The organism is Paenibacillus sp. sgz302164 (assembly GCF_056120505.1).
This window is the reverse complement of sequence record NZ_JBVYOL010000010.1, coordinates 16,957-41,183: the sequence shown is the minus strand read 5'-3', so window position 1 is coordinate 41,183 and position 24,227 is coordinate 16,957. Positions and strand designations below refer to the sequence as shown.

20 protein-coding genes are annotated in these 24,227 nt (G+C 49.1%); 16 read left to right on the top strand and 4 right to left on the bottom strand.

Annotated elements, in window-relative coordinates; translation table 11 throughout:
• Positions 1-541 precede the first annotated feature (541 nt).
• The 7 genes from AC0LWT_RS17735 (at position 542) to AC0LWT_RS17705 (ending at position 11,617) form a co-directional block, all read left to right on the top strand.
• On the top strand, positions 542-1,435 hold the full coding sequence (locus AC0LWT_RS17735) for a carbohydrate ABC transporter permease (protein WP_474682595.1): 894 nt from the start codon (positions 542-544) through the stop codon (positions 1,433-1,435).
• Positions 1,436-1,450: 15 nt separating this feature from the next.
• Positions 1,451-2,317 carry a carbohydrate ABC transporter permease gene (locus AC0LWT_RS17730; RefSeq protein ID WP_474682594.1) on the top strand — a complete coding sequence of 289 codons (867 nt, stop codon included), beginning with the start codon at positions 1,451-1,453 and terminating at the stop codon, positions 2,315-2,317.
• A 145-nt stretch (positions 2,318-2,462) separates the two neighbouring features.
• Positions 2,463-3,866: an ABC transporter substrate-binding protein gene (locus tag AC0LWT_RS17725; RefSeq protein ID WP_474682593.1), complete on the top strand. Its 1,404-nt coding sequence runs from the start codon at positions 2,463-2,465 to the stop codon at positions 3,864-3,866.
• Positions 3,867-3,981: 115 nt separating this feature from the next.
• Positions 3,982-5,736: a sensor histidine kinase gene (locus AC0LWT_RS17720; protein ID WP_474682592.1), complete on the top strand. Its 1,755-nt coding sequence runs from the start codon at positions 3,982-3,984 to the stop codon at positions 5,734-5,736.
• A gap of 6 nt (positions 5,737-5,742) precedes the next feature.
• Positions 5,743-7,353 carry a response regulator gene (locus AC0LWT_RS17715; protein WP_474682591.1) on the top strand — a complete coding sequence of 537 codons (1,611 nt, stop codon included), beginning with the start codon at positions 5,743-5,745 and terminating at the stop codon, positions 7,351-7,353.
• A 15-nt stretch (positions 7,354-7,368) separates the two neighbouring features.
• Positions 7,369-10,476 carry a beta-galactosidase, LacZ type gene (lacZ, locus tag AC0LWT_RS17710; RefSeq protein ID WP_474682590.1) on the top strand — a complete coding sequence of 1,036 codons (3,108 nt, stop codon included), beginning with the start codon at positions 7,369-7,371 and terminating at the stop codon, positions 10,474-10,476.
• 601 nt (positions 10,477-11,077) lie between these two features.
• Positions 11,078-11,617 (top strand): GNAT family N-acetyltransferase, encoded by a 540-nt coding sequence (locus AC0LWT_RS17705; RefSeq protein ID WP_474682589.1) that lies wholly within the window; start codon positions 11,078-11,080, stop codon positions 11,615-11,617.
• 109 nt (positions 11,618-11,726) lie between these two features.
• Here the strand turns inward: AC0LWT_RS17705 and AC0LWT_RS17700 are convergent, their stop codons facing one another.
• Together AC0LWT_RS17700 and AC0LWT_RS17695 are read right to left on the bottom strand one after the other, a co-directional pair.
• Positions 11,727-13,478 (bottom strand): sensor histidine kinase, encoded by a 1,752-nt coding sequence (locus AC0LWT_RS17700; protein WP_474682588.1) that lies wholly within the window; start codon positions 13,476-13,478, stop codon positions 11,727-11,729.
• On the bottom strand, positions 13,475-14,188 hold the full coding sequence (locus AC0LWT_RS17695; RefSeq protein WP_474682587.1) for a response regulator transcription factor: 714 nt from the start codon (positions 14,186-14,188) through the stop codon (positions 13,475-13,477). The genes AC0LWT_RS17700 and AC0LWT_RS17695 overlap by 4 nt, the downstream gene beginning before the upstream one ends.
• Before the next feature lie 164 nt (positions 14,189-14,352).
• Here AC0LWT_RS17695 and AC0LWT_RS17690 point away from each other — a divergent pair, with 164 nt between their 5' ends.
• From AC0LWT_RS17690 to AC0LWT_RS17680, 3 genes are read left to right on the top strand one after another with little or no spacing between them, the layout of a single operon-like run.
• Complete coding sequence (locus AC0LWT_RS17690; protein ID WP_474682586.1) at positions 14,353-15,294, top strand: ABC transporter ATP-binding protein; 942 nt, start codon at positions 14,353-14,355, stop codon at positions 15,292-15,294.
• Positions 15,269-16,048, top strand: coding sequence for an ABC transporter permease (locus tag AC0LWT_RS17685; RefSeq protein WP_474682805.1), 780 nt, complete (start codon positions 15,269-15,271; stop codon positions 16,046-16,048). The genes AC0LWT_RS17690 and AC0LWT_RS17685 overlap by 26 nt, the downstream gene beginning before the upstream one ends.
• Entirely contained in the window at positions 16,049-16,321 is a 273-nt protein-coding gene (locus AC0LWT_RS17680) for a hypothetical protein (RefSeq protein WP_474682585.1), read from the top strand.
• Positions 16,322-16,775: 454 nt separating this feature from the next.
• Here the strand turns inward: AC0LWT_RS17680 and AC0LWT_RS17675 are convergent, their stop codons facing one another.
• Positions 16,776-17,003 carry a hypothetical protein gene (locus tag AC0LWT_RS17675; RefSeq protein WP_474682584.1) on the bottom strand — a complete coding sequence of 76 codons (228 nt, stop codon included), beginning with the start codon at positions 17,001-17,003 and terminating at the stop codon, positions 16,776-16,778.
• 496 nt (positions 17,004-17,499) lie between these two features.
• Here AC0LWT_RS17675 and AC0LWT_RS17670 point away from each other — a divergent pair, with 496 nt between their 5' ends.
• The 4 genes from AC0LWT_RS17670 (at position 17,500) to AC0LWT_RS17655 (ending at position 19,915) form a co-directional block, all read left to right on the top strand.
• The gene (locus AC0LWT_RS17670; RefSeq protein ID WP_474682583.1) at positions 17,500-18,417 is read left to right on the top strand and encodes an RHS repeat-associated core domain-containing protein; all 918 of its coding nucleotides are present in this window, start codon (positions 17,500-17,502) and stop codon (positions 18,415-18,417) included.
• A gap of 24 nt (positions 18,418-18,441) precedes the next feature.
• Positions 18,442-18,825, top strand: coding sequence for a hypothetical protein (locus tag AC0LWT_RS17665; RefSeq protein WP_474682582.1), 384 nt, complete (start codon positions 18,442-18,444; stop codon positions 18,823-18,825).
• Positions 18,826-19,323: 498 nt separating this feature from the next.
• On the top strand, positions 19,324-19,659 hold the full coding sequence (locus AC0LWT_RS17660; RefSeq protein ID WP_474682581.1) for a hypothetical protein: 336 nt from the start codon (positions 19,324-19,326) through the stop codon (positions 19,657-19,659).
• A 76-nt stretch (positions 19,660-19,735) separates the two neighbouring features.
• Entirely contained in the window at positions 19,736-19,915 is a 180-nt protein-coding gene (locus tag AC0LWT_RS17655; RefSeq protein ID WP_474682580.1) for a hypothetical protein, read from the top strand.
• Between the two features lie 335 nt (positions 19,916-20,250).
• Here the strand turns inward: AC0LWT_RS17655 and AC0LWT_RS17650 are convergent, their stop codons facing one another.
• Positions 20,251-20,952 (bottom strand): Fic family protein, encoded by a 702-nt coding sequence (locus AC0LWT_RS17650; RefSeq protein ID WP_474682579.1) that lies wholly within the window; start codon positions 20,950-20,952, stop codon positions 20,251-20,253.
• 271 nt (positions 20,953-21,223) lie between these two features.
• Here AC0LWT_RS17650 and AC0LWT_RS17645 point away from each other — a divergent pair, with 271 nt between their 5' ends.
• Both AC0LWT_RS17645 and AC0LWT_RS17640 read left to right on the top strand, forming a co-directional pair.
• Positions 21,224-23,035, top strand: a complete 1,812-nt coding sequence (locus tag AC0LWT_RS17645; RefSeq protein ID WP_474682578.1) for a sensor histidine kinase — start codon at positions 21,224-21,226, stop codon at positions 23,033-23,035.
• Positions 23,010-24,152 carry a response regulator gene (locus AC0LWT_RS17640; protein WP_474682577.1) on the top strand — a complete coding sequence of 381 codons (1,143 nt, stop codon included), beginning with the start codon at positions 23,010-23,012 and terminating at the stop codon, positions 24,150-24,152. Before AC0LWT_RS17645 ends, AC0LWT_RS17640 begins: the two co-directional genes overlap by 26 nt.
• Positions 24,153-24,227 lie beyond the last annotated feature (75 nt).

Sequence of the window (24,227 nt, the reverse complement as noted above, 5' to 3'; positions counted from 1 at the left end):
AAAATTCCTGCACTTTCGCAGGTTTTTCGCCAAAACGGACCGCTTCCGCGGAAAAAGCCTGCACATTTGCAGTTTTTTGAAAAAACCTCCTTTTGCAGGCTTTCCCCTGACCAGGTCCGCCAATCCGCTTCATGACCGCCCGTTGCACAAAGTCGCAACCCGCACCGGAAGTGGTGCGGTCGGGAAAGTGCGGCTGCGCCCGGCGGCGCAGTTTTTACGCCCGGCACCTTTGCAGTTTCGCTGGCTCCGCCCGATCCCTGGAGCGGAATCGCCGGCTCCGCCCGGGCCCGGAAGCGATTCGCCGGCTCCGCCGAGCCCAAGCGTGATTCGCCGCTCTCTCGCTGCAGCGGGCGACTCCGCATCTGCGCCGCCCGGTTATCAGGTCAACCAGAATTTTCTGGTTGGCCTTTTTTTCAACATTGGGGACGCGTTTCCGCAACACAGTTGATTTGTCATACGGACACAGTTGAATAGCCGCTCCCGCATTTTCACGCGTTTGTACTATGCTTGAAATACAATAACCTCAAGAAGGAGATATACTATGCGCAAAAGGTTTTCTCTTTTCAATTCGTATGTGTTTATTTTCCCCAGCTTGTTTTTAACACTGGCGTTAGGGATATATCCGCTTGTGTGGGCGTTTCGTTATATGTTCTACAGCTATCAGGGATACGGACAGGAGAAGTTTATCGGGCTCGATAACTTTGCGAGGCTGATGCGCGACGGGGAGTACTGGCATTCCGTGTACAACACGCTCATTTATGCGGGCGGGAAGCTCATCATCGTACTGCCGCTGTCGCTCATCCTTGCGGTTATTTTGAACCGCGGGCTTAAAGGCAAATCATTGCTGCGGGCTATTTATTTCATGCCGACCATTATCAGTACGTCGGTTATGGCTATCGTATTTTTTACGATTTTCAATTCGTATAACGGACTGTTGAACCAATTTTTGCTGAAATACGGCTTGATTTCCAAAGCGATCGATTGGCTGGGGCCGAATTATGCGATGCTGACCGTGATCATCACGGCAATCTGGGGCGCGATCGGCAACTATATGCTGCTGTTTATCGCCGGACTGCAAGGCATTCCCGACGATCTGTACGAGAGTGCGTCGATTGACGGAGCGAATGCGTTCCAAAAATTTTGGAGCATTACGATTCCGATGCTAGGCCCTGTTCTGCAAATGATCGTGATGCTGGCCATCATTACTGCGCTGAAAGGCTACGAAAGCATCATGGTCTTGACCGAGGGAGGCCCGTTCGGCAAAACCGATGTCATGTACCTGTACGTGTACAAATTGTTTTTCCCGGTCTCGGCGCTTAGTCCGACTGTGCAGGAAATCGGCTACGGCAGTGCGGTCGGGTTCGTGACTGCTTTGATTGTCGGACTTGTGACCATTGTATATTTCTATATGTCCAGACGTCTGAATCAGGATTAAATAAAGGGAGGGTGCATGATGGATACTAGTCTGAAGTCAGGCGGTTTCAAAGGCGGCTATTTCATTGGCCAAATTATAATATGGATATTTTTGCTGGCTGTAGCCTTTTTCACGCTGTTTCCTATCGTTATGGCTATTCTGGGGTCGTTCAAAACGAATGCGGAACTGACGACGGGAGCGACGCTGCTGCCTTCGGTCTGGAAATTTTCTAACTATGCCACGGCTTGGGAGCAGGCGAATTTTGCGCGGTTTACGTGGAACAGTCTGTTTCTCAGCATCGTAGTGACGGTCGGAACGCTGCTCGTCGCGACGATGTCGGCTTATGCCGTTGACCGGACGAATTTCCCCGGCAAAAAATTGTACGTAGGCTTGCAGGCCAGTACGATGTTTATTTCAATCGGCGCGGTTGTGCTGATGCCCCAATTCAACTTAATGGTCAAGCTGGGTTTGAACAAATCGCTGTGGGGCGTCATCATTATTTTGATCAGCGCGCATGCCGCAGCGTATTTTATGCTTATCGGCTTTTTTAAAGCGATTCCCAGGGATTTGGACGAAGCGGCCTATATCGACGGCTGCAATTTCTATACGGTTTATTGGAAAATCGTGCTTCCCCTGCTGCGCCCGGCCCTCGGCGTGACCGGACTGTTCACGTTTCGCGGCGCGTGGAACGAATACATTTTGCCGCTTGTATTCACGATGACGAACCCGAAGCTGCAGACGCTGACGGTCGGTCTGGCCAATTTGCGCTACGGCATCGGCGCCGCGGCGGAGGTCCAGCTCATGATGGCCGGCGCGTGCCTGTCCTTCCTGCCGATTCTGGTCGTGTACGCGTTGGCGAACAAATCGTTCGTGCAAGTCACGGCGGGCAGCGTAAAAGGATAGACCGCAGAAGAGTGGTTTTGCCCCACCTGGAAAGTTGCTTTATCCTCTACGGTTTCCCGGGACTAGAAGTTATTATGAAAGCAGTTACAATGATTGCCTCGCATCGCTTTTGAAGTAAGCTAACAATACGGGAGGGTTTATCGACATGAAGAAAAAGATGGTAATGACCATGCTGCTCAGCGTAACCATGGCTGCGGGGCTTTCCGCTTGCGGCGGAGCAGCCGACAATGGCTCTAGTGCCGGCACAAGCGCGGGCTCAAGCCCTGCGGCCGGAGGAGCGAAGACGAAGCTCTCATACTGGACCGTTGACCGCCATGATGCCGACTATATGAAAGAAGTTATCAAGAAGTTCAATGAAACGAACAAGGACAATATTGAAATTGAAATGACGGTGCTGGCCGACAACTTCAACCAATCGATCGATATCGCTTTTGCGAGCAACCAGGCCCCCGACATTTTCAAGACGAACGATTTTTCCGGCTTTGTGAAAAAAGGCTACCTGCTGCCGCTCAATGACATGTTGACTGACGATATGAAAAAGCGCTACAGTAATCTGATGGTGGAAGAAGCCAATATGATGGACGGCAAAATTTACTCGCTCCCGAATACGGGACAATATTGGAGATTGATCTATAACGTCGATTTGTTCCAAAAAGCCGGCATCCAAGAACCGCCCAAAACGCTCAAGGAATTGGTCGAGGATGCCAAGAAGATTACGGAAGCGGGCAAAGATATCGGTGCTTACGGCTTTGCGGAAAACTTCAAGAACCCCAGCTCGGCCTTCAGCCGGATCGCCAATCCGGTCGGTTCGCTCAGCGGAACTTCCGAGGTGGACGGCTACAATTACAAAACGGGCCAGTTCGATTTTACGGCGTACAAGCCAATTGTCGAGGCGCTTCGTCAAATGAAGCAGGACGGCAGCATGCTGCCCGGCGTCGAATCGCTCGATATCGATCCGCTGCGCGCGCAGTTCGCTGCCGGAAAGATTGGCATGTATTTTAACCATTCCGGCGAGCCTGCCGTATACCAAAGCCAATTCCCGACGAAAATTAAGTGGAGCGCCGCGCTTCCGCCTACGATCGACGGAAGCCGGACGGGAGCCATCGCTCTGAACGCGGGCAACTATATCGGGATCGGCAAAAACACGCCGAATAAAGAAAAGGCTTGGAAATTCCTGGAGTACATCTACAGTCTGGACTTCCAAAAAGATTATCACGAAAAAGGCCTCGGCATCTCCATCGTGCCTGACGTGAACGCTGCTGCGAAAAAGCCGACCATGCCGGGCATCGAAGGCTTCTTGCCGACCAAATACGACGCGCTGTACGCGCCTTCGCCGGCCGGTGTGACGGAAACGAAGGTCGAAGGCATCAAAACGGGAAATGCCATCATCAAATATATGCTTGAAGGCGGAGACTTGGACAAAATATTGAGCGATTTGACCGCCCGCTACAATGCGGGGCTTGAGAAAGCGCGGACCGCAGGGGAAACGAAGACAAAAGCGGACCCGAGCTTCGATCCAAGCAAGCTGCAGGGAAGCCTCGCAAAGTAAGACAGCATAATAGGGCAAGGGGCGCGCAGCCGAAAGCAGCGCGTCTCTTCGCTTTTACCGCCACGGCGTCTGATTCGCGGTTCATATACCGGATACAAAGAAGGGGGCCGGCAGATTGAAAACATGGTTTTATCGGCTGTCGCTCCGCCGGCGGTTGTGGATTTCGGTTTTGCTGTTGACAGTTCTCTCGATCGCGCTGACGGGAATGATGTCCTATTGGATCGCTTTTCGCTCGACAGAGCAGGAGGCGTTCATATCCAGTCAGAATACGCTCAACAAATCCGCGCGCGTGCTTGACGAAAAGCTGCGGCACATCGTCGTATCAACCTCTTCCATGATGCTCAGTGATCCGTTCAGACATGCCATGGAAGACGTATACGCCAATAATTCGGCTTCCTATTATACGCGGCTGTCTTCCCTGCAAATTCCTCTCGGGCAAATGAAGCTGATCGAACCGTCGATTCAATCGACTTTAATCTATACGCCGGTCGGCGAACTGTTTGCCACAAACGATCTTCGCAACAGCCAGGTCCGTTTCAAGGACACGATTTTTGCCCGCTATTTGGACAGTACGGACCGCGTCGTATGGGTGGAGGATCATGAAGATCCTTTATTTTCGGGGAAGCAAAGAGTAATTTCCTTGATTATGAAGCCTGTCGCGGAATTCGACATTCGCGATGTGTATGTCGTCGTGAACGTCAAGGAAGATGCAATCCGGGACGTCGTCACCGATGACCTGCTCGATCATGCCAACGACTATTTTCTGTTGTCCCAAAACGGCGACAGCGTACTCCCGATCAGCAGCCGAACGTCACAGTTCGAGCATGATCCGGCTTTCTTGAAGCAGGTGAAAGGCCGGCAGGACCGGGGATTTTTCAAATACAATGTCCAAGGTAAGCAATATTTGATCAACTATTCGCGTCTGACGATGGCGCCCAATTGGACGATGGTCAGCGTGCAGACGCAATCCGAGCTGCTTACGCAGGTGAACCGCATCAAAACGACTACGCTGTGGATCATGCTGTGCTGCGCGGTACTCGCTTTCGTGCTGTCCAATGTCATGTCGAGCTTATTGCTGAAGCCGCTGCACAAGCTGCAGGGGCTCATGAAAAAGGTCGAGCAAAACAACCTCGACGTGCGGTTTACGAGCAAATACGAAGATGAAGTCACACAGGTCGGGCTGAAGTTCAACCGGATGCTGGAGGAGATTTCCTCGCTCATTGAGGACGTCAAGGCCGCCGAGTACGAGAAGCGGAAAATGGAGGTCAAAGCGCTCCAGGCGCAGATCGACCCTCATTTTTTGTACAACACGTTAAACACGATTCTTTGGAAATCGGAAACTTCTCAGAACCGGGACGTTTCGGCGATGATCGCCTCGCTGTCGCTGCTGTTCCAGCTTGGGCTGAACGGCGGGAACGACATGCTGACGCTGGCTCAGGAAATCGATCACGTCAGGCATTACTTGAATCTTCAGCAAAAATGCTACGAGGATCTGTTCGAATATACGATCGAGGTAGAGGACGAAACGCTGCTGAACAGGCCGGTTCTGAAAATATTGCTGCAGCCTTTGGTGGAAAACTCCATTCTCCACGGCTTTCAGGAAATGGAGGGGATGGGCAAGATCCGGATTTCCGCGTTTCGATGGAACGACAGTCTGCGGCTCCGCGTCGAGGATAACGGCGCAGGCATGAACATTCAGCAAGTCGATGCCGACATGCGGATGGATCAGCCGTCGAAAAAAAGCTACGCGCTTCGCAATGTTTACGGGCGGCTGCGGCTGTATTACGGCAGCGAAGCCGAAATCAGATTGAGCAGCGAACCTTACGTATCGACTTCCGTAACAATAACAATACCTTGGGCAAGCGGGTGATGAGCAGTGGCGACCGAGCTTAAAATGTGCGTAATCGACGATATAAAAACCGTAGTGCAGGGCATCGCGAACCATATCGATTGGAAAACTTACGGCATTCGCATTGTTGGGACGGCGAGCAACGGCGAGCAGGGCATCGAGCTTATTCGCGAAACCGAGCCTCACATCGTTTTGACCGATATCCGCATGCCCAGAATGGACGGGCTTGAAATGACGAGGCAGGTGCTGGAGATGCTGCCGCACACGAAAATCGTTTTTCTAAGCGCCTATACCGATTTTGAATATGCGCAGCAGGCCGTCCAGCTCGGCGCCTTCGATTATATTGTAAAGCCGTTTACGCCGCAAAACATTACCGGAGTCGTCTTGAAGGCGAAAACATCGATCGAAGAGGAACTGGACCGCATGCAGCGTTACCGCGAAATGGAACGCAAGCTGCGCGAAAGCTTGCCGTATTTGCGGCAGGAATATTTTCAACTGCTGCTGCAGTTCAAAACGACCCCTGAACAAGCGGCCAAACGCTGGGATTTTTTGAATATCGGGCTGGAGCGGGAGCGCTTTGTCGTCATGCTGGCGGAAATCGACCAGTTTGCCGAACAGACGGAGACGCTGCCCGTGCAGGAAGTTGAACTTATCCGCTTTACCGTTCATAATATTGTGGAGGAAAGCTTGCAGCAGTATACAAAAGGGTTTGTTTTTCGCGATAATACGAACCGGTTTGTGGCCATCTTCAATCCTCCGGCCGGCTTGAGCGCGGAAGCGATGGCGGAGAAATGCCGCGAAAATGTCGAGAAAAATTCCAAATACACGGTATCTCTGGGACTCGGGGAAGAAGTGCAGGCGATACACCAGATTTCTTACTCCAACGCCCAGGCGCTTACAGCCCTTTCGTATAATTTTTATACCGGCGGCAATACCGTGTACAGTTACCGGAATATGAATCCTGTCCATCAGGCCGCGCCGCGCTATTCTCCGGAAAAAGAGAAGGAGCTTTTTTACTGCCTGCGCTCGGGGAATTTGCACAAAGCGTCCGCCATTGTGGACGAACTGTTCGAGGAAACCGTCTCCGCATCCGTACCTCCGGCTCCCGGCATGGTCAAGGGCATGTGCGACGAATTGGCCTTTCTCATCAGCCGCGTGTTCTCGGAAAAGCTGACCCGCGAAGAGAAGGAGCGCATCGATCGTCATTTGCTTTACATCAACAATCTTACGTCGTTCAAGCTCAAAGAGCTCCAGGAAAACATCAAGGAAATGTGCAAAGCGGGATGCGAGCTCATTCAGAAACGGCATGCGGAAGATGTGAACAGAGTCGTGGAGCAAGTCATCGCTCACATTCGGCAAAATTTGGCCTCCGACATGACCGTCAACGATTATGCCAAGCTGGTTTATTTGAGCGGCAGTTATTTTGCCAATCTGTTTAAAAAGGTGACGGGCATGACCGTAGTCCAGTTCGTCACGACGGAGCGGATGGAACAGGCGAAAACGATGCTGGTTGAAGGCAAGCAGGTGCAGGAGATCGCGCAAGCGCTCGGTTACGAAGACAGGCGGCATTTCAGCGAATTGTTCAAAAAACATACGGGCATAACCCCGTCCGAATTCAAACAGTTATATATCCAATAAGCGAGGTGCGCGAAAATGTCGCAAAAATTCCAGTATACCCCTCCCCAAAACGGCTATCCCGAGTGGAACAACAACCCGGAAATTTTCCAATTGAACCGGATGGCGGCGCATGCGACGCTAATGCCTTTTGCTTCCGTAGAGGAAGCTTTGAAGGGCGACCGCGGCGCATCGGGCTATACGGTGTCGCTGAACGGCACCTGGAAGTTCAGTTTTGCCGAAACGCCGGACAAGCGTATCGTCAATTTCTACGAAGCGAATTACGACACGGACGCCTGGGACGACATTCAGGTTCCGGCGCATTGGCAGCTGCAAGGCTACGATTATCCGCAGTATACGAATGTCAAATATCCGTGGGAGGGCAAGGAAGATATCAAGCCTCCTTTTGCGCCGACCGGGTACAATCCGGTAGGCTCTTACGCGCGGACGTTCACGGTCCCGGAAGCATGGCAAGGGCAGCCCGTCTATATCAGCTTTCAGGGTGTGGAGTCGGCTTTTTACGTTTGGGTAAACGGCGATCTGGTCGGTTACAGCGAGGATTCGTTTACGCCGGCGGAGTTCGACCTGACCCCCTACTTGCAGGAGGGGGAAAACAAGCTGGCCGTCGAGGTGTACCGCTGGTGCGACGCCAGTTGGCTGGAGGACCAGGATTTTTGGCGGATGAGCGGCATTTTCCGCGATGTGTATTTGTACAGCACGCCGCAGGCGCATGTGTACGATTTCAGCGCCGTGGCGGATTTGGACGGCGAATACCGGAACGGCCTGCTGGAAGTGAAGGCGACGGTGACGAATGCGTTCGGCGAACCGCTGGGCCGGCATACGCTGGAGGCGTCGCTGTACGATCGGGCCGGCGGGCTTGTGTTGGTTGTCGGCGAGGCTGATGTGGAGCCGGACCGGGAGAAGCAGCAGGCGGTGGGGCTTTCCGCGCAGGTTGAAAACCCGCTGAAGTGGACCGCCGAAACGCCGCACCTGTACACGCTTGTTCTTACGCTGAAAGACGCGTCCGGGCGTTTCGTAGAGGCGGTAAGCTGCCGCATCGGGTTCCGCCGGTTCGAGCTGAAGGACGGGCTGATGAAGATCAACGGCAAGCGCATTTTGTTCAAAGGCGTCAACCGCCACGAGTTCAACTGCGATACGGGCCGCGCTATCGGCTATGACGACATGGTCCGCGACATACAGCTGATGAAAGCCCATAACATCAATGCGGTCCGCACCTCCCATTATCCGAATCATCCGCTTTGGTACGATCTGTGCGACGAATACGGTCTGTATGTCATCGACGAGACGAATCTTGAGACCCACGGGAGCTGGTCCAATTTTCAGGAGGAGGAGGGCTGGACGATTCCGGCGAGCAAGCCCGAATGGACGGCCAACGTATTGGACCGCGCCAATTCGATGCTGCAGCGGGACAAAAACCATACGTCGATCGTCATCTGGTCGCTTGGAAATGAGGCGTGGGGCGGAGACAATTTTGTGAAAATGCACGATTTTTTCCGCGCCGAAGATCCGACCCGGCTCGTTCATTATGAAGGCGTCACCCGCTGCCGCAAGTCCGACGCCGCCTCCGACATCGAAAGCCAGATGTACACGCTGCCGCACAAAGTCGAGGAGTACGCGCTGTCGAATCCGAAAAAGCCGTTCATCCTGTGCGAATACAGCCATGCGATGGGAAATTCCAACGGCAATTTGTTTAAATATACCGATCTGTTTGAGAAGTATCCGATTTTGCAAGGCGGCTTCATCTGGGACTGGATCGACCAAGCGATCCGCACGAAAACGCCGGACGGCATCGAATATTTGGCATACGGCGGCGATTTCGGCGATACGCCGAATGACGGCGTCTTTTGCGGGAACGGGCTTATTTTTGCCGATCGCCGGGTAACGCCGAAGCTGCATGAAGTGAAGAAATGCTACCAGTCCGCCAAGTTCGAGGCGGTTGATTTGCTGGAGGGCCGCATTCGCGTCGCCAACGGGTATTTGTTCACGAATTTGAGCGCTTATGAGCTGCTGTGGGAAGTGGCGAAAAATGGCGTGACTATCGCGGACGGAAGCGCCCCGCTGGACGTGGAGCCGGGGGAAGCCGCCGAAGTGGCGCTGCCCTATAAGCTTCCTGCCGCCGCTTCGGCCGGTGAAGAATATACGCTGACGGTTCGGCTGGCGGAGAAAACAGGGAAGGCTTGGGCGCCTGCCGGCCACGAGGTGGCGTTCGAGCAGTTCATCCTGCCGGTCGAGACGCAGGCCGTACCCGCCGCCGCGCATCCTCCGCTGCAAACGGATGAGACGGATTTTGCCTTTACGGTTTCGGGGGCCGGCTTCAGCGCGGTTTTCAGCAAGCGGACCGGTGATTTGATTTCTTATATGTACAATGGGGTCGAACTGCTGAAAATGGCTCCGGTACCCAACTTTTGGCGGGCCAGCATCGACAACGATAGAGGCAACAAGCTGCCGGAGCGCAGCGTGACCTGGAGGGAAGCCGGGCAGAACCGCAAGTTGTACGCTTTGAACATCGTATCCTATCCCGATAAGCTGGAGGTTGAGGCGGAGTTTGCGCTGCCGACGACGCAGATTTCATTTTGCAAGCTGTTGTATACGGTTCTGGGCAATGGCGAGATTTGCATCCGCGAGGAGCTGCATCCGGGCCCGAACTTGCCGGAAATTCCGGAAGTCGGGGTGATGTTCCAGCTTGATAGCAGCTTTGAAAACTTGCGCTGGTACGGTAACGGGCCGCATGAAAATTATTGGGACCGCGCCGAAGGCGCACGTCTCGGCATTTACAGCGGCAAGGTCGAAGAGCAGTACGTGCCGTATTTGCGTCCGCAGGAATGCGGCAACAAAACGGGCGTCCGCTGGGCCGAACTGACCAGCAGCGACGGGATCGGACTGCGGGTCGAAGGCGCTCCGGCCGTCGAGCTGAACGCGCTGCCGTATACGCCGGCCGAGCTTGAGGCGCACGACCACGGCTACAAGCTGCCTCCCAGCGGCAAGGTAGCGCTGCGCGTCAACTACCGCCAGATGGGCGTCGGCGGCGATGACAGCTGGATGTCGAAGACACATCCGGAGTTTACATTGTATGCCAACCGCAGCTATGCATACAGCTTCTCCATCAAAGGCATCTCTGCACTTTGATGTGCATTCAAGGAATTTAAGCACGATACAACACTCTTCGTTGCCTTGAAGGGGACTTAACTGTAGTAGGGCTCGCTTTTACTAAGGATGGCGTAAACGTATGGAGAAGCTTGTTGACGCAAGCTACCTATCGCGGCCACCTTTGTAGGGCTAGCCCTCTTTTTGTATCTTCGTGTGCGTTCCGTCGAAGCCCATATTGTACGGGCGAGGTGGTTCAGGAAATTAATGGATCATTTAAAGTCGAGAGTATATACTGGGATTATCTGATGGCCCGGTGCCTGGTCAAACCTGCCCGCCCGATAAAACCTGCAAAAGTGCAGGCTTTTCGATGAAATCGGCCGGTTTGGCGGAAAAGCCTGCGATTGTGCAGGAATTTCCGATCAAAACGGGTCCGAGCGCGATCCCGGGCGGAAATTACTGCAGATTTGCAGGAATTTTCCGGGAAGAGCTCATCAAGGAGCAAAAAAGATGTACTTTTGCAGGTTTTTCCCCGTTGTGATGCAGATGTGGCGTGAGACTTCGGCAGGCGAGTTTTTTAACAGTTACGAATGTGAAAGCTGGGTTGACAGATATCTATTTTGTTCGCGAGAGGAAGTGACGTATGGGAGTATTGGCTACACCCTTTGAGTCCGAAAGCTTTATTGTCGACGAAACCAAACATTCCGAAATAGAGGAGTTACAAGAACTTTATGAATCAAGCAGCAACACTAAGCAATGGGATGGGAATGTTCCTGATAAGAACTACATCAGTCAATGTTATTTTCAGGGTGATTTGCCCCCAAATGGCAGGAAGGAAAACTATAAACTACTTACAATAAGGGCTAAATCCATAGACAAATCTATAATTGGTATGGTATCTATTTACCATGGTTTTCCAGCAGGCGATATTGCCTACATAGCTTTCATGTGTATTGGGGAGTCGTATAAGAATCAAGGCTTTGGACTAGAAATTATCAAGCATTTATCCTCGGAGTTAACTAAAATCGACTATAAGGAAATTAGGATCAACGTAGCTTTGAAAAACTGGTCTGCTCTAAGATTTTGGCATAAAACCGGCTTCGACAAGATTAATGGTATTTTTGGAGACAAAGAGTATTCTGAACAAACATATTCGAGTATTGAACTCGTAAAATATCTCTGATTGCTATGTTGTTATTCAGGCGTGTGTGCTGGTGAGACTTCGGCGGCGATGTCTGTTATGCCAAAATGCCAGTTCCCCTCATGACAGGACTGAACTGGCATTTATTCATTCACTTGTTATCCCCGAATACGGGAAAACGCAAAGTGAGGACGGTTCCCTTTCCTATTATCGTTTCCACCACAATTTCTCCCTGGTGAGCCAAAATGATTTCGCTCGCGATGCTCATCCCAAGCCCCGTTCCGACCAAATCTTCGTCCGTATTCGTTCCCCTGTAATACCGTACGAACAGATTGTTTTTCGTTTGCTCATCCATCCCGATCCCGTTATCCTCCACCTGAATCCGCGCCATGGCCCCTTCTCTCGACGTTCTGAGCGTAATTGCCGTACCCGGAGGATTGTGTTTGATGGCATTTGTAATCAAATTATCAAGCATCCGCAAAAACCATTTGGGGTTAGCTTGTATATATACCGGCGGTTCTTCTCCTTCATAGAAGAAGGATGATTCCGAGTGCGTAGCGTCGTTCGCGTATCTTAATACCGCGCGGCGGACGAATTCGTTGAGCTCTATTTCTTCCATCGGAAAAGTCAGCGCTTTGTTTTTTAACTGGAACGTGAGGGAGAAATCGTTGATAAGCTCAAGCATATAGAAGCTTTTCTCGCGGATCATGCTGCCCATCTCTTGCAGCTCCGGAGCCGTCCAATCGAATTTACCGCTCTCCAGCATATGCCCATACCCTTGTATCGTGGATAATGGCGTCCTCAGATCGTGGGAGATGCCCGTCATCCATTCCTCACGAGTCTTTTCCAGCCTTTTGCTTTCTTGATCGGCGGACCCCAGCTTTTTGGCCATATCGTAAAAACCATCGATAACTTCTTTATAAAGCCGATATTTCAGACGCAATTTGCCATTTCTGCGAAACACTTTTTTCTTGTCCTTTTCTCCCAATGCTTCATGGTATTTGCCTTGTCCCATCCGCTCAAACCAATCCATGAAAAGCAGCAAAGGACGCCCGTACCGGTAGCCGTGCCACATGGAAAAAGCGGCCGCCAGCAGTATGGCGATGATGCCAATTACAATCATGGCGTTAATGAAATCTTGCAGAATCGATTGCTTCTTATAATCTTTTCCCGCTTTGGGCTGGTATAACGCCCAGGTAAAGCCGGAAACCGGGTCATAGTGCAAGGATAGTGCATTGGCAAATCTTCCGGGCTCCGCTTTCATTTCTATAAGATTCAGCGGACGATAAAACTGCGATTCCACTCCTGTGCCTATCGATTGAATGACTCGGCCATCAGAATCGATGATTTGAAGCTGCCCATTCGAGCCGATGACCTGCTGCTCAAGAGTCGATACATCCGTCTGGCGAATGCGTCCGTTATCTCCATGATCGCGGAACCAAGTACGAAGCTGTTCTCCCCTCTTATCTTCATAGCCCAGCAAGTAAAGACATACCTCATTATTGTTGTCAGTGCTTACTTCAGTAAAGATGTAGTAAGACCCGAAACGATGCGTTTCTTCAATTTGCAGCAGTTCGCTCATTTTGTACGCTTGAGGCAACGCTTCCGGCGTGTTTTCGGAGTGAAAAACCGCACCTTCCTTATCAACAATTTGCAGCCACAATTCGTTCTGCTTTAATAGCTCCTTCCATGACGAAGGAATAGTCACCTTGCCATCCAAGTTGACGGACACTGGAACAATCGAATCCAGAGCGCCCGAAGGAAATGTCCGCTTTAGATTTTCATTTCCGAGGTATTGAGCCAAAAGAAAGAATAGTATGGTAGATACCGTCATAACAAACAGGAACAAGAGTATGAATTGGTAAGCAAAATGCAAAGCGAGCCTTCTTCGTATGCTTTTCATGAGGATCTGTCCTTCACAAGCTTATATCCGAGGCCCCGAACGGTTACCAGATACACGGGATTGCTTGGATTAGGTTCGATCCGCTCTCGAATTCTTCGAATATGTACCATAACGGTGTTATCGTCAGCGATACCGTCAAATCCCCAAACCGCTTCATACAGCTGCAATTTGGAAAATATCATGTTCGGATGCTTGCATAGGAATAACAGCAGCTGAAACACCTGCGCGGGACAAGCGACCGTTTCCCCGCCAACGATCAATTCCGCAGCATGCTCATCGACGACAAAGCCTTTGAAATCGTATCGCAAATGATTGCTTTCCGCCTGTATCGGCGGCAGCTGCGCCCCTCGCCGCAGCCTTGCCTTGATTCTGGCCGCAATTTCAAGGGGATTGAACGGTTTGGTTACATAATCGTCCCCGCCCATGGCAAATCCCGTCAAAATATCCAGGTCAGAGGTTCGCGCAGTCAAAAAGATAATATGCGCTGAAGTGATCTCTCGAATCTTGGGACACAGCTCCAGACCCGATTGATCGGGCAGCATCACGTCAAGTATAACAACATCCGCACCATGCTTGCGAAGAAGCTCTAACGCCTTTTGGGCCGAATTCGCGCTGTATATATGCCGGAAGCCTTCTTTTCTAAGAACCATCTCGGTCATCCGGACAATTGATTGTTCGTCGTCAACAAGCAGTATGTTTGCATTTTCCACAATATCCCTCCTTCCCCCATCATAGCATAGCCACCTTAACACGAGTTTAACTGGCCGCAAATCATTTAAGAAAATCGTAAGCAGACGGTTACGTTCCGATAAGCTAAGGGTGTTATGATCAATCATAAAGAATTTCTTAATGGATATTGGAGGTTCCACGTATAATGTCACAATCACCTGCAGTCGATGTCCGTAACGTAAGCAAAGTTATTGGGGGCAGAGACATTATTAAAAATATATCTTTCTCGATTCAGCCGGGAGAAATATATGGATTCTTGGGCCCGAACGGGGCCGGTAAAACGACGACCATTCGGATGATGGTCGGTCTGATTTCGATGACGAGCGGCGACATTTTCATTAATGGGCACAGTATTCGAACGGCGCGGACGCGAGCGCTGCAGCGCATTGGAGCGATTGTGGAAAATCCGGAGCTTTATCGTTATATGACCGGAAGGAAAAATTTAAAGCACTATGCGCAAATGTACGATAAACCGGTCCCTAACGACCGCATTGAAAAAATCATCCGTCTTGTCGAATTAGAGGACGCGATTGATCGCAAAGTCAAAACGTATTCCTTGGGCATGCGCCAGCGTTTGGGCATTGCCCAGGCCTTGCTGCATAAGCCTTCCATCCTCATTTTGGATGAACCGACGAACGGTCTGGATCCTTCAGGCATTCGCAAGCTTCGGGATTATTTGCGGAGCCTTGCTCTTCATGAAAATATGTCAATCCTGATATCCAGCCATCTTATATCGGAAATTGAGTTGATATGCGATCGTGTCATCATTATACAAGATGGCCGGTTGGTCGATGAAAGAACACTGAGGCGGAAGGAGGAAGAGCAAACCAATCTGGTTGTGGAATTTGAAGTAACCGACGTGTTGAAAGCTGCGGAATCGTTGGGAGACAAAGGGACCGTTCAGGTCGGCGAAAGGACTGTAGCCATTGAAACGTCCAAAGACCAAATTCCCGAAATCGTACGCAGGCTAACACAGCTCCAAGTTGGCATTTATCGGATTAATACGAAAGAGACAGCGCTTGAAGATGTATTTTTAGATGTAACTGGAGGCTCGCGTGAACATGACATTTATACGGCTGGTCGATAACGAATTGATGAAGATCAACAGCAAGAGGAACACTTGGATATTTATCATATTTCTTGCTGTGGCCATCACTGCGATTGGTATTGTGATAAAGCTTTGGATCAAAGAAGCTGCAGAAGGGATGAACTATCTTAGCTTTTCGAGCATGGCCTTATCGGTCCTCTATCTCTTTGTTCTGATATTTGCAATTGTTTTAGGAGCACGGACATTAACCGAAGAGTTTAAGGACGGTACGATCAAACAGCTTTTGATTCGCCCGGTTAGCCGGAGCATGATCTTATTATCGAAATATGTATCCATCTTCGTTGTGATATTAGGTGTTCTGCTCTTCTTAATGTTGTTTAGTCTGGCGCTGGGGGCAATTATTTTCGGCTGGCATGCCCAGGATGGGATTTCTTGGATGATTTTGCTGAAGACTTGCCTGTATAAGCTTCCGTATTTAATTTTCTTCATTACATTTTCATTTATGATCGGGGTCGTGACCAGGAGTATGCCGCTGTCCATTACGATATCGATGGTGGCTAACTCTCTAGGGTCTGCCTTAACGTTCTTGGGCTCCAAGTATGCCTGGACGAAATACGTTATTTTCAACAATTTGAACTGGCAAATGTATGAAAAGGAATCGGCCATGAACGAAGGGATTGGCCCGAGTTTTCCAGGCATGTCGCTATCGTTTTCCATCGTCGTATTTGCCGCATATATATTCGTCTTTTTGTTCGTTTCCATGTTCATTTTACAGAAGAAAGATATCAAATGAATGAATACGCAGGCTAAAGCATGCATGTTAAAAAAATATGAGGCGTATAGTTATCAGGTTGCCTTTTATTTGCTGCAAAACGAAATTGACGCCAGGACAGCGGCAGAACAAGCGCTGCTGGCGTTATTCGCCCAACAACGATTCTTTGAGCTGCCGGATTTGCAGAAACGCTGCGAAGTTAAATTATTAGCAATCAAACATTCGTTGGAGGTAAAAAAACAACGGTTATGTCAACAACACGAAACCGCTCGATTTTGTTCACAATCTTCCTGATTTTAATGGTGAAATTCAAATGGCTGCTTGCCTTCTTGAAATGGACTAAATTCGGCGGCACTTTGATAACGATGGGGTTGCCTGGGTACGTAATGCGGCGGGGCCCGACCGGGAGTCGGGTCTCGTGTTAGGGTAGTTGGAGACGAAATGGGGACGTACGCATAATGTACGTCCCCATTTTCAATGCTACATGGAGATTGCCGGATACATTTCCGTTCGTTGAAGATCGATGACCATGTTGCCGGCTTTAAGTATGTCTAGACCAATGAGTCCGTTAATGTAATTAATACCATCGTGGAGTACGCCAAAATCAAGGCTTATATCTTTCATGACAAGGTTACCGAGTTGGACTTGATCTACCCGCTTTTGGAATGAAAACTCTTCTCCGCCGATTCCAAAGCTTCTTACAAGCTCATCTTCGTTCTCGAATTTAATGCCGATTTTGAAAACGATATCAGGGGTTATGTCTAAGCAGGATGGTTATTTTCTCTTTGCCGGTATGATAGACGATGTTGTTGTTCTTGCACTTGAATAATTCTTTCGTTGCTTCGTCCGGGTCTTGAATGGCTCTAATCAAGGCGACTTCGTCAACGTATTGGATATTATCTTCTGTATGGGAATTCAGGATTTCAAGCAGAACGTATTGGTCGGGGTAAATATTCCGAACTTCTTGCCATTGCATAGAATATACACCTCACTTACAGTATTTCTTACTTAAATTATACCATATAAAACGAACAAAAGAGCAGTAGCGATCTTAGAGAAGGCCAAGTTTCCAGGTCTTCTCTTTTTGCTTTTACAGGCTCCATTCTGAAAGAAAGAACGTGAAAACTGATGAAAAAACAATGTAACGAACCACAAATCGAACGCCGCTTTGAAGGGGAACTAACCTTGTCCGTTATTTTACGCATCTGGCTTAAAACCATTTCAAGGGTGACGCGATATGAGTTATAATCGGAGTCACCAAAGCAGCCTTATAGTTCCCTCTAACGATAAAAAATTCGGGAGGGAAAGACATATACGTAGCGACTTATGTTCGTTTTAATCAGCGGACGGAAAATGGCCAGACAACAAGGTATTATTACAACGGTCAGGATTTAATCGCCGAAGGAATTGTTAATGGAGGTACAGTAACCCAAAAGGCAAGCTACATTCGTGGTCATGGATTAGCTGCAAGATTGGATGCAAACGGGAATAAAACGTATTATTTGAAGAATGGTCATGGCGATATTGTTGGGTTAAGAGATGGTTCGGGGAATACGCTCAACAGCTACAGTTATGATATTTGGGGCAATCCGCTAACGACGAGTGAAACCATACCGCAACCATTCCGTTACAGCGGCGAGTTTTATGATAGTACAACAGGATTGCAATACCTCAAAGCAAGATGGTACGATCCAAGTGTTGGTAGATTTATTAATCAGGACACATATGAAGGGGATAATAAAGATCCGTTAAGCTTGAACCTGTACACGTATGCGGAAAATAACCCTTTGTTGTACAAAGATCCTAGCGGGCATTGTATTGGTTCGCTTGATTGTGCAATGTGGAATTATGTGCAAAATGCAATAACCAGAACCATACAAACAGCGGTAGATATGTGGAGCGATGCTCTTCCCGTATGGGGAACATTAAAGATGGGCCAGCAGGCAATTACGGGTTATAACTACGTCACTGGTCAGAATTTGTCTACGAGTGAGCGGGTTTGGAATGGCGCAGGTGCTGTTGTCGGCGGTATTACCGACTATGCTGCTTTCAATGCAAAGACAGTTAAAATCTTTGATAATGCTATAACAGCTAACAAAGCTATTGTTAAGGGTTCGGGAACTGTCGGTAGACCTTTTGTGCCTGATGAATATTGGGGTAGAAAAGCACCCGATTATAATACTCCTGGTTTAAAGTATGATCATTATAGGGAGTACAACGGGAAAATTGAGAGATCGACTGTTATCTATGATAATGCAGGAAGGCAGAGTTATAGAGTTGATCATGCCGATCATAGTATGCCGAATGATCATTCTGTTCCTCATTTGCATGAGCGCATATTCGGCCCAGGATATTCGGACAAAGGTAAGGAATACGACTACCATTTTTGAAATGATAGGAGATGACCTATTGCTGTGAAATTTATAAAAAACTTTCATCTTATCTCTGAGAAGGTGCTCTCTTTTAGAGAAAAGGACTTAAAATTGGTTGTGAGTGTTAATTACTACATTGGTTATAATGAACGTTATGACGAGGCATCTTTTCTAGAAGTAGGGTACATTTTGGAATCTGAAGTTGAAAGTAAAAGATATAAGCTTTTGCTAAAATTCGATGAAATTACTTCTTTAAGCCTTTCAGGATTTGGCGGAGCATTTAATCAAATAATGGGCTTTAAAATAACGGACATGAGAGATCGAAGTTGGGAGCACGGTCAAAGGTATTATGTTCACGACTATGAGAACGACATAATGCAATTTTACTGCACATCAATTGAAGTTCTGTCCGTTGAAGAACTATAAGCTAAAGTACCTTGATCGGCTTCATGCCTTTCAAGGTTTCTTTTTCTGTAACTGCTGACCTAATGGTTAGGTAATTGTAATTACCTCCACTGCACTCAATGCCCTATCAGCTAACAAAGCTATTGTTAAGGGGGCGGGTGGAACTGTTTCGTACTACAGAGTTCAAGGTAGCAAAATGCCAAATGCTAGCCAAGTTAGCGAATTTGAATGTTAGTGGAGGAACTAGGGGATGCCGAATATTTCTTACAAAAAAGGGGTAACGGTGCAGAAATTGTTGAAGTTGGAGTGCCGAAATGGTTTGATGATAGAAAGTGCAATTTCGCAGTTAGTATAATTCAAATCCTCTTAATCAAGGGGGGACAGCACCAAAAGTGGTCGACCCGAGTACTCCGGGAACATCATATGAATTCCCTGCCCCTTGGATTCAGTGGCTTGAAGAGTATGGTACAATAAAAAAATAGGATTATAGAGGTACTTGAATACTGAGGAGGAGGTACAGTGAATAATAAGCCGAAGTATGCGGAAACTATAATAGTTCTAGTTAAATATAAGAAATCTTTCAGATGGTTTGTTGCAGATAAGGAGATATGGTTTTTGGATTTGAAAAAACAAATTTCTTCATATCTTGAGAAGGGATTTGAAATTCCTAATCCTGAGCAGAGAACTTATAGTCATATTTCAGATATGTTACCTTCTCTACACGTGGATTTTGATGATAAGGAATTGACATCCTACTATCCTGAGCTTGCATCCTATGAACTATATGTACCGAATGGGTGGCTTGGGAAGTATGAGCAATTTATTGAGGTCATTCCTGAAGACTATCGTTACTAGATAATCCATGGTAACAATCTTTTTTACAAGGAGGGTAAAAATAAATAGTGAAGACACCTTTACGATAATGAAAGACATGTTCGGTAAAAAGGGAAGTGAGGAACAGATAGAAGGGCTTACACTAATAATTGATGGCAAGCTGAAAGATGTTTTTGATACCATAATAGCCAAGTCAGATGATTATAAAAATTACACTGATGTACTCAGCAGTGTGATTGTGCATGGAGTAAATGAAATAATTGAAAAACTGAAATAATTTATGTGTTATTGGTGGGGTTACCAAATACCGAATGAATCTATCTTTCGCTAATAACATATATAACCCTTGTAATACCCGTATAAAGATTTCGTCATTTTAATTGTACGCCATCAATGCTTGAATTTTATATCCTAAATAACGTCATTCCTTTACATTTAACAGGTCGATTATGGTCAGATACTACCATGATTGACCTGTTTTTGTCATATACCATATTTCCCCTTAATGTCTCGTGTTGCCCTTCAATTCGCAAGTCAGGTAAATTTCCCTATCCTGCAGAAAATAAAAGCCCGCTGCCAAGTCCGGGCCACAGGCTTGCATACGTATTCGCTTTATCGTGATCGTTCCGATTCATGACGTTTTTCCGGCTCGAAGTCAATGCCGCTGATCGCATGTTCGTACAAAAACAGCTTGATCTTGCTCATTTCGTTCGTGGTGTAGTAAGCAGATAATAATTCGTTAAATCGCTCCATATTTTTCTCTGTAATGGTCAACATACCATGTCCACTCTCGACAAGAAGTTTGTTCGCCAATAGAAGGGAGGTACGCTTGTTTCCATCCCAAAACATTTGCCGCCGCGCTCCCCATAGAAAAGCCGTAATGGATTTCTCCGTTATGGTCATGTCCGCGGTCAGCAAGTGCGCCAATTCCTGTTCGATCTCGCTTTGCACCGGGAGCGGCGGTACATAATCCGTGCCTGAAATCCCGACACGCCCGGTTCTTAAAACGCCCCATTCAAGCGCTTCATTCCTCGCGACGTATTCATTAAGTTTGCAGATGAGGGGAAGTGTAATCGGCTCATCAATCGCGTTAACCAAATAGCGCCAGGCATCCCTCATATTGAGGACGGCTTGTATGTCGTCCAGCGTAACACCGGGAACATTGACGCCGTTCAGTATCGTTTGGGTTTGCGGAAAGGTAATATTCCGGTTCTCCATCTTCATTCCACAGTATATATTTTCGTCCCATTTTTTTTTGGCCAGAAACAAACTTTGTTGTTTGGTCAGCGCATATTTATCCGAAAATGGTTTCATTTCGTATCCCTCCTGCCTTGTTGTCATTATATCCGGTTTTAAAAGCAAAATCATCTTTCATTTGCACGTACCATACCAAAAGAGAAACACATATTTCTTTATCTCTTGTGTTGTTATTCTTCAACCTGCCGAGAAAAAAAGGATTACTATGGAACTATCGATAGGAAAGATGATATCATATTTCCAGGTATGTTTTTGTCGAACTGTCCCGCGGGGCGGTTCTGCAGTCACTTGATACAAGGGAGACGCAGCCGTGGATATAAGGCTATGGATGTCTATATTACTTTTCCTCGCAGCGGCGCTGATGGTGTTCGTCTCATACTTGTCCTACCGGAAACGCCATCTGCCTGTTGCCAAAACAATGGTTCTGATCATGCTGGCAGCGGCTTTTTATGCGCTCGGCTACGGGTTTGAGGTGTTGAGCCGCAACCTGAACGAAGTGAAGCTGTCGCTTCAAATCGAATATTTGGGCATTCCATTCGTCACAACGCTCTGGTTCTACCAGGTTATCCAATTTACCGGTACGGCGGCTCGCTACCGCAAGCATTTGGCGGTGGTATTGTTCGTTATCCCCGCAGCTGTGTTTTTCCTCCATTTGACCAACGACTGGCATCATCTGATTTATGAGCGTTACATCCCGAATGTGGACTCGTCGGTTCCATTGTACTTGACGGATAAGGGACCTTGGTATAAGGTGCACACCGTCTATAATTATTCCGTTTTGCTGTGCGGGATGCTGCTGTTTATCCCGATGTATTGGCGGGCTTTGCCGATCGAGCGAAAACAAATCGTCGTCCTCCTTTTGGGTGCTATCGCGCCGATGTTCTTCAATTTGTTTTTCTGGACCGGCAATACCGTTGATCTGACGCCGTTCGGATTCGCCGTATCTGGGGTCGCCTACGTGTGGGGGATTTACCGGTTTAATTTGCTTCGACTAACGCCGCTGGCAATGGCCAAAGTGTTCGAAACGATCCGGGACGGGGTTGTCCTGTTCGATTATGAGGATCAAATCGTCAGCTATAACAGAGCTGCTGAAGAGGTGCTTCCTGAGCTCGGGTTGACGAAAAGCTATCCCGCCGATATGGTGAAGGTTCTGCCCTCCAGCCCGGAGCTGCGGGAACGAGTTCGCGCAGCAAGCGACGGGGACGAGCGCTTTCCGTTTCACAGATTTCATGGGAGCCGGACAAAGTATTACAACTGCAGCTTGTCGCTCATCTACGATTCGGGCGAGGTTCTGGTCGGTAAAATTTTGATGTTCAACGATATTACGGAGTTGAAGGAAAGCGAGGCCCGATTGCGCGAGAACGCCCGGCAGCTGTCCGAATTGAACGCGTTCAAGGACAAGCTGTTCACCGTCGTGGCGCATGACATTCGCGATCCGATTGCACTCCTCGTCAGTTTGACGGAACTGCTGGGCGACGAACTGACCGCCGCTGATTTTGAGCATGCCGAATTGGTACGGGAACTCAAAGGACAGGTGCAAAGCACGTTTCATCTCGTCGAAAATTTGTTGGATTGGTACCGCAGCCAAAAAGGGAAGGTTGTGTTCCGCCCGTTAGGCTGGAATTTGCAGCAGGTCGCCAGGCAGGCATTGCTGCTTGCAGGCGCAAAAGCCGATATGAAGCAAATTCGGATGACGGAGCGAATCGACGAGAAGCTGACGGTCAGAGCCGATAAAGAGATGCTGGACCTTATTTTGCGGAATTTGCTTTCCAACGCGATCAAGTTTACCGGAGTCGGCGGGGCGATTGAGATCGGGGCCGTTCTGGATGGCGATCTGATCATCGTGTCCGTTCGCGACAACGGAGCGGGAATCGACGATCAGACAGCGGAGCTGCTGCGCCTGGAGGAGCCGTTTTTCAAGATGGCGGCTGTCGGGGACGATTCGGCGGATACGAGATTCGGGCTGGCGCTGACCCGCGAATTCGTTCGCATCCAGGGCGGCAAGCTTTGGTTCGAGAGCGAGCCGGGAGTTGGCACGACGTTCTCATTCACCTTGCCCGGCTCGGCTGGTGTGCGGGATTCGTTTGATGACGGCGGAATGGGGGAGGAAGTATATGAAGGTTATTTTGGTGGACGATGAGCCGGCGATGCATTTGATTTTGCGCAAAATGCTGGACAAGCTGCCCGGGGTTCATGTGGCGGGCGCTTTTACGGATACGAAGTCCGCTGCTTCCTTTCTCAAAGAGAATGCCGACGTCGGTCTGGCTTTCGTAGACCTCTCTATGCCGGGCGAGAGCGGAATGGAGTTCGCCACTCAAATTGAAGCTTCGGATACTCCGCTGCAAGTTGTTTTCGTCACGTCGCACAAGGAATATGCTCTGGAAGCTTACGAATTGTCCGTGCTGGATTACTTGGTCAAACCCGTTTCCCAGGAACGGCTGCAGCGGGCGGTAAATCGCGCAATGGCCAGCCGGAGGGTCGTCCATTCGCCAGCGCCGTCGGCTGCCGCAAATTCCGGCAGGGTCGTCCTGACGGTACTCGGCGATGTCGCGGTGAGCAGCGAGGCGGGTCGCGTCAAGTGGATCTCGCGAAAATGCGCGGAGCTGTTCGCTTATTTGTTGCTTTACCGCGGCAAACGAATACCCCGTTCCAGGCTGGTTGTGGATATTTTCGGGGGGATGAATCAGGCTAATGCGGAGAATTACCTGAATACGACCGTCTATCAATTGCGCAAATCTTTGGAACCGTTCGGCATGCGGGAGGTCGTACGCTCGGAGAATGACGGTTATGCGCTCGAATTAAAGGATCCCGTTATCGATTGCATAGAATTCGAAAAGCAAGTCGAACAGCTGCAAACCATCGAGGCCGGGAATGTAGAGAGGGCGCTGCAAATCGAACGGATGTATACGGGCGATCTGTTCGGGGACAAGGCGTATGTGTGGGCCATTCACGAAACGGAGCGCTACGCGGAATTGTACGCCTCATTCGTAAAGCGGCTTGCCGCAGTGCTCATTTCGCTTAGAGATACAGCCTCCGCATCGAAGCTGCTGCTCAAGCTGAAAGAGCGCAATCCGCTGGACGAATCGGTTATGCGCGATCTAATGATGATCCGCGAGATGACCGGGGACAAAAAAGGATTGACGGCGCTGTACACCGATTATGTCCGGCTTCTCAGCCGGGAACTCGGCATTTGTCCGTCCGATGAACTGATACAATTATACGATTTGTTGATAAGCCGTTTTTCCGGCAAAAAATAAATATTTCCGTTCGTTGAACAAAACCGCGAAGGCTTGATGCCGCGCGGTTTTTTTGGCTTTTCACAGCCGGGTTTT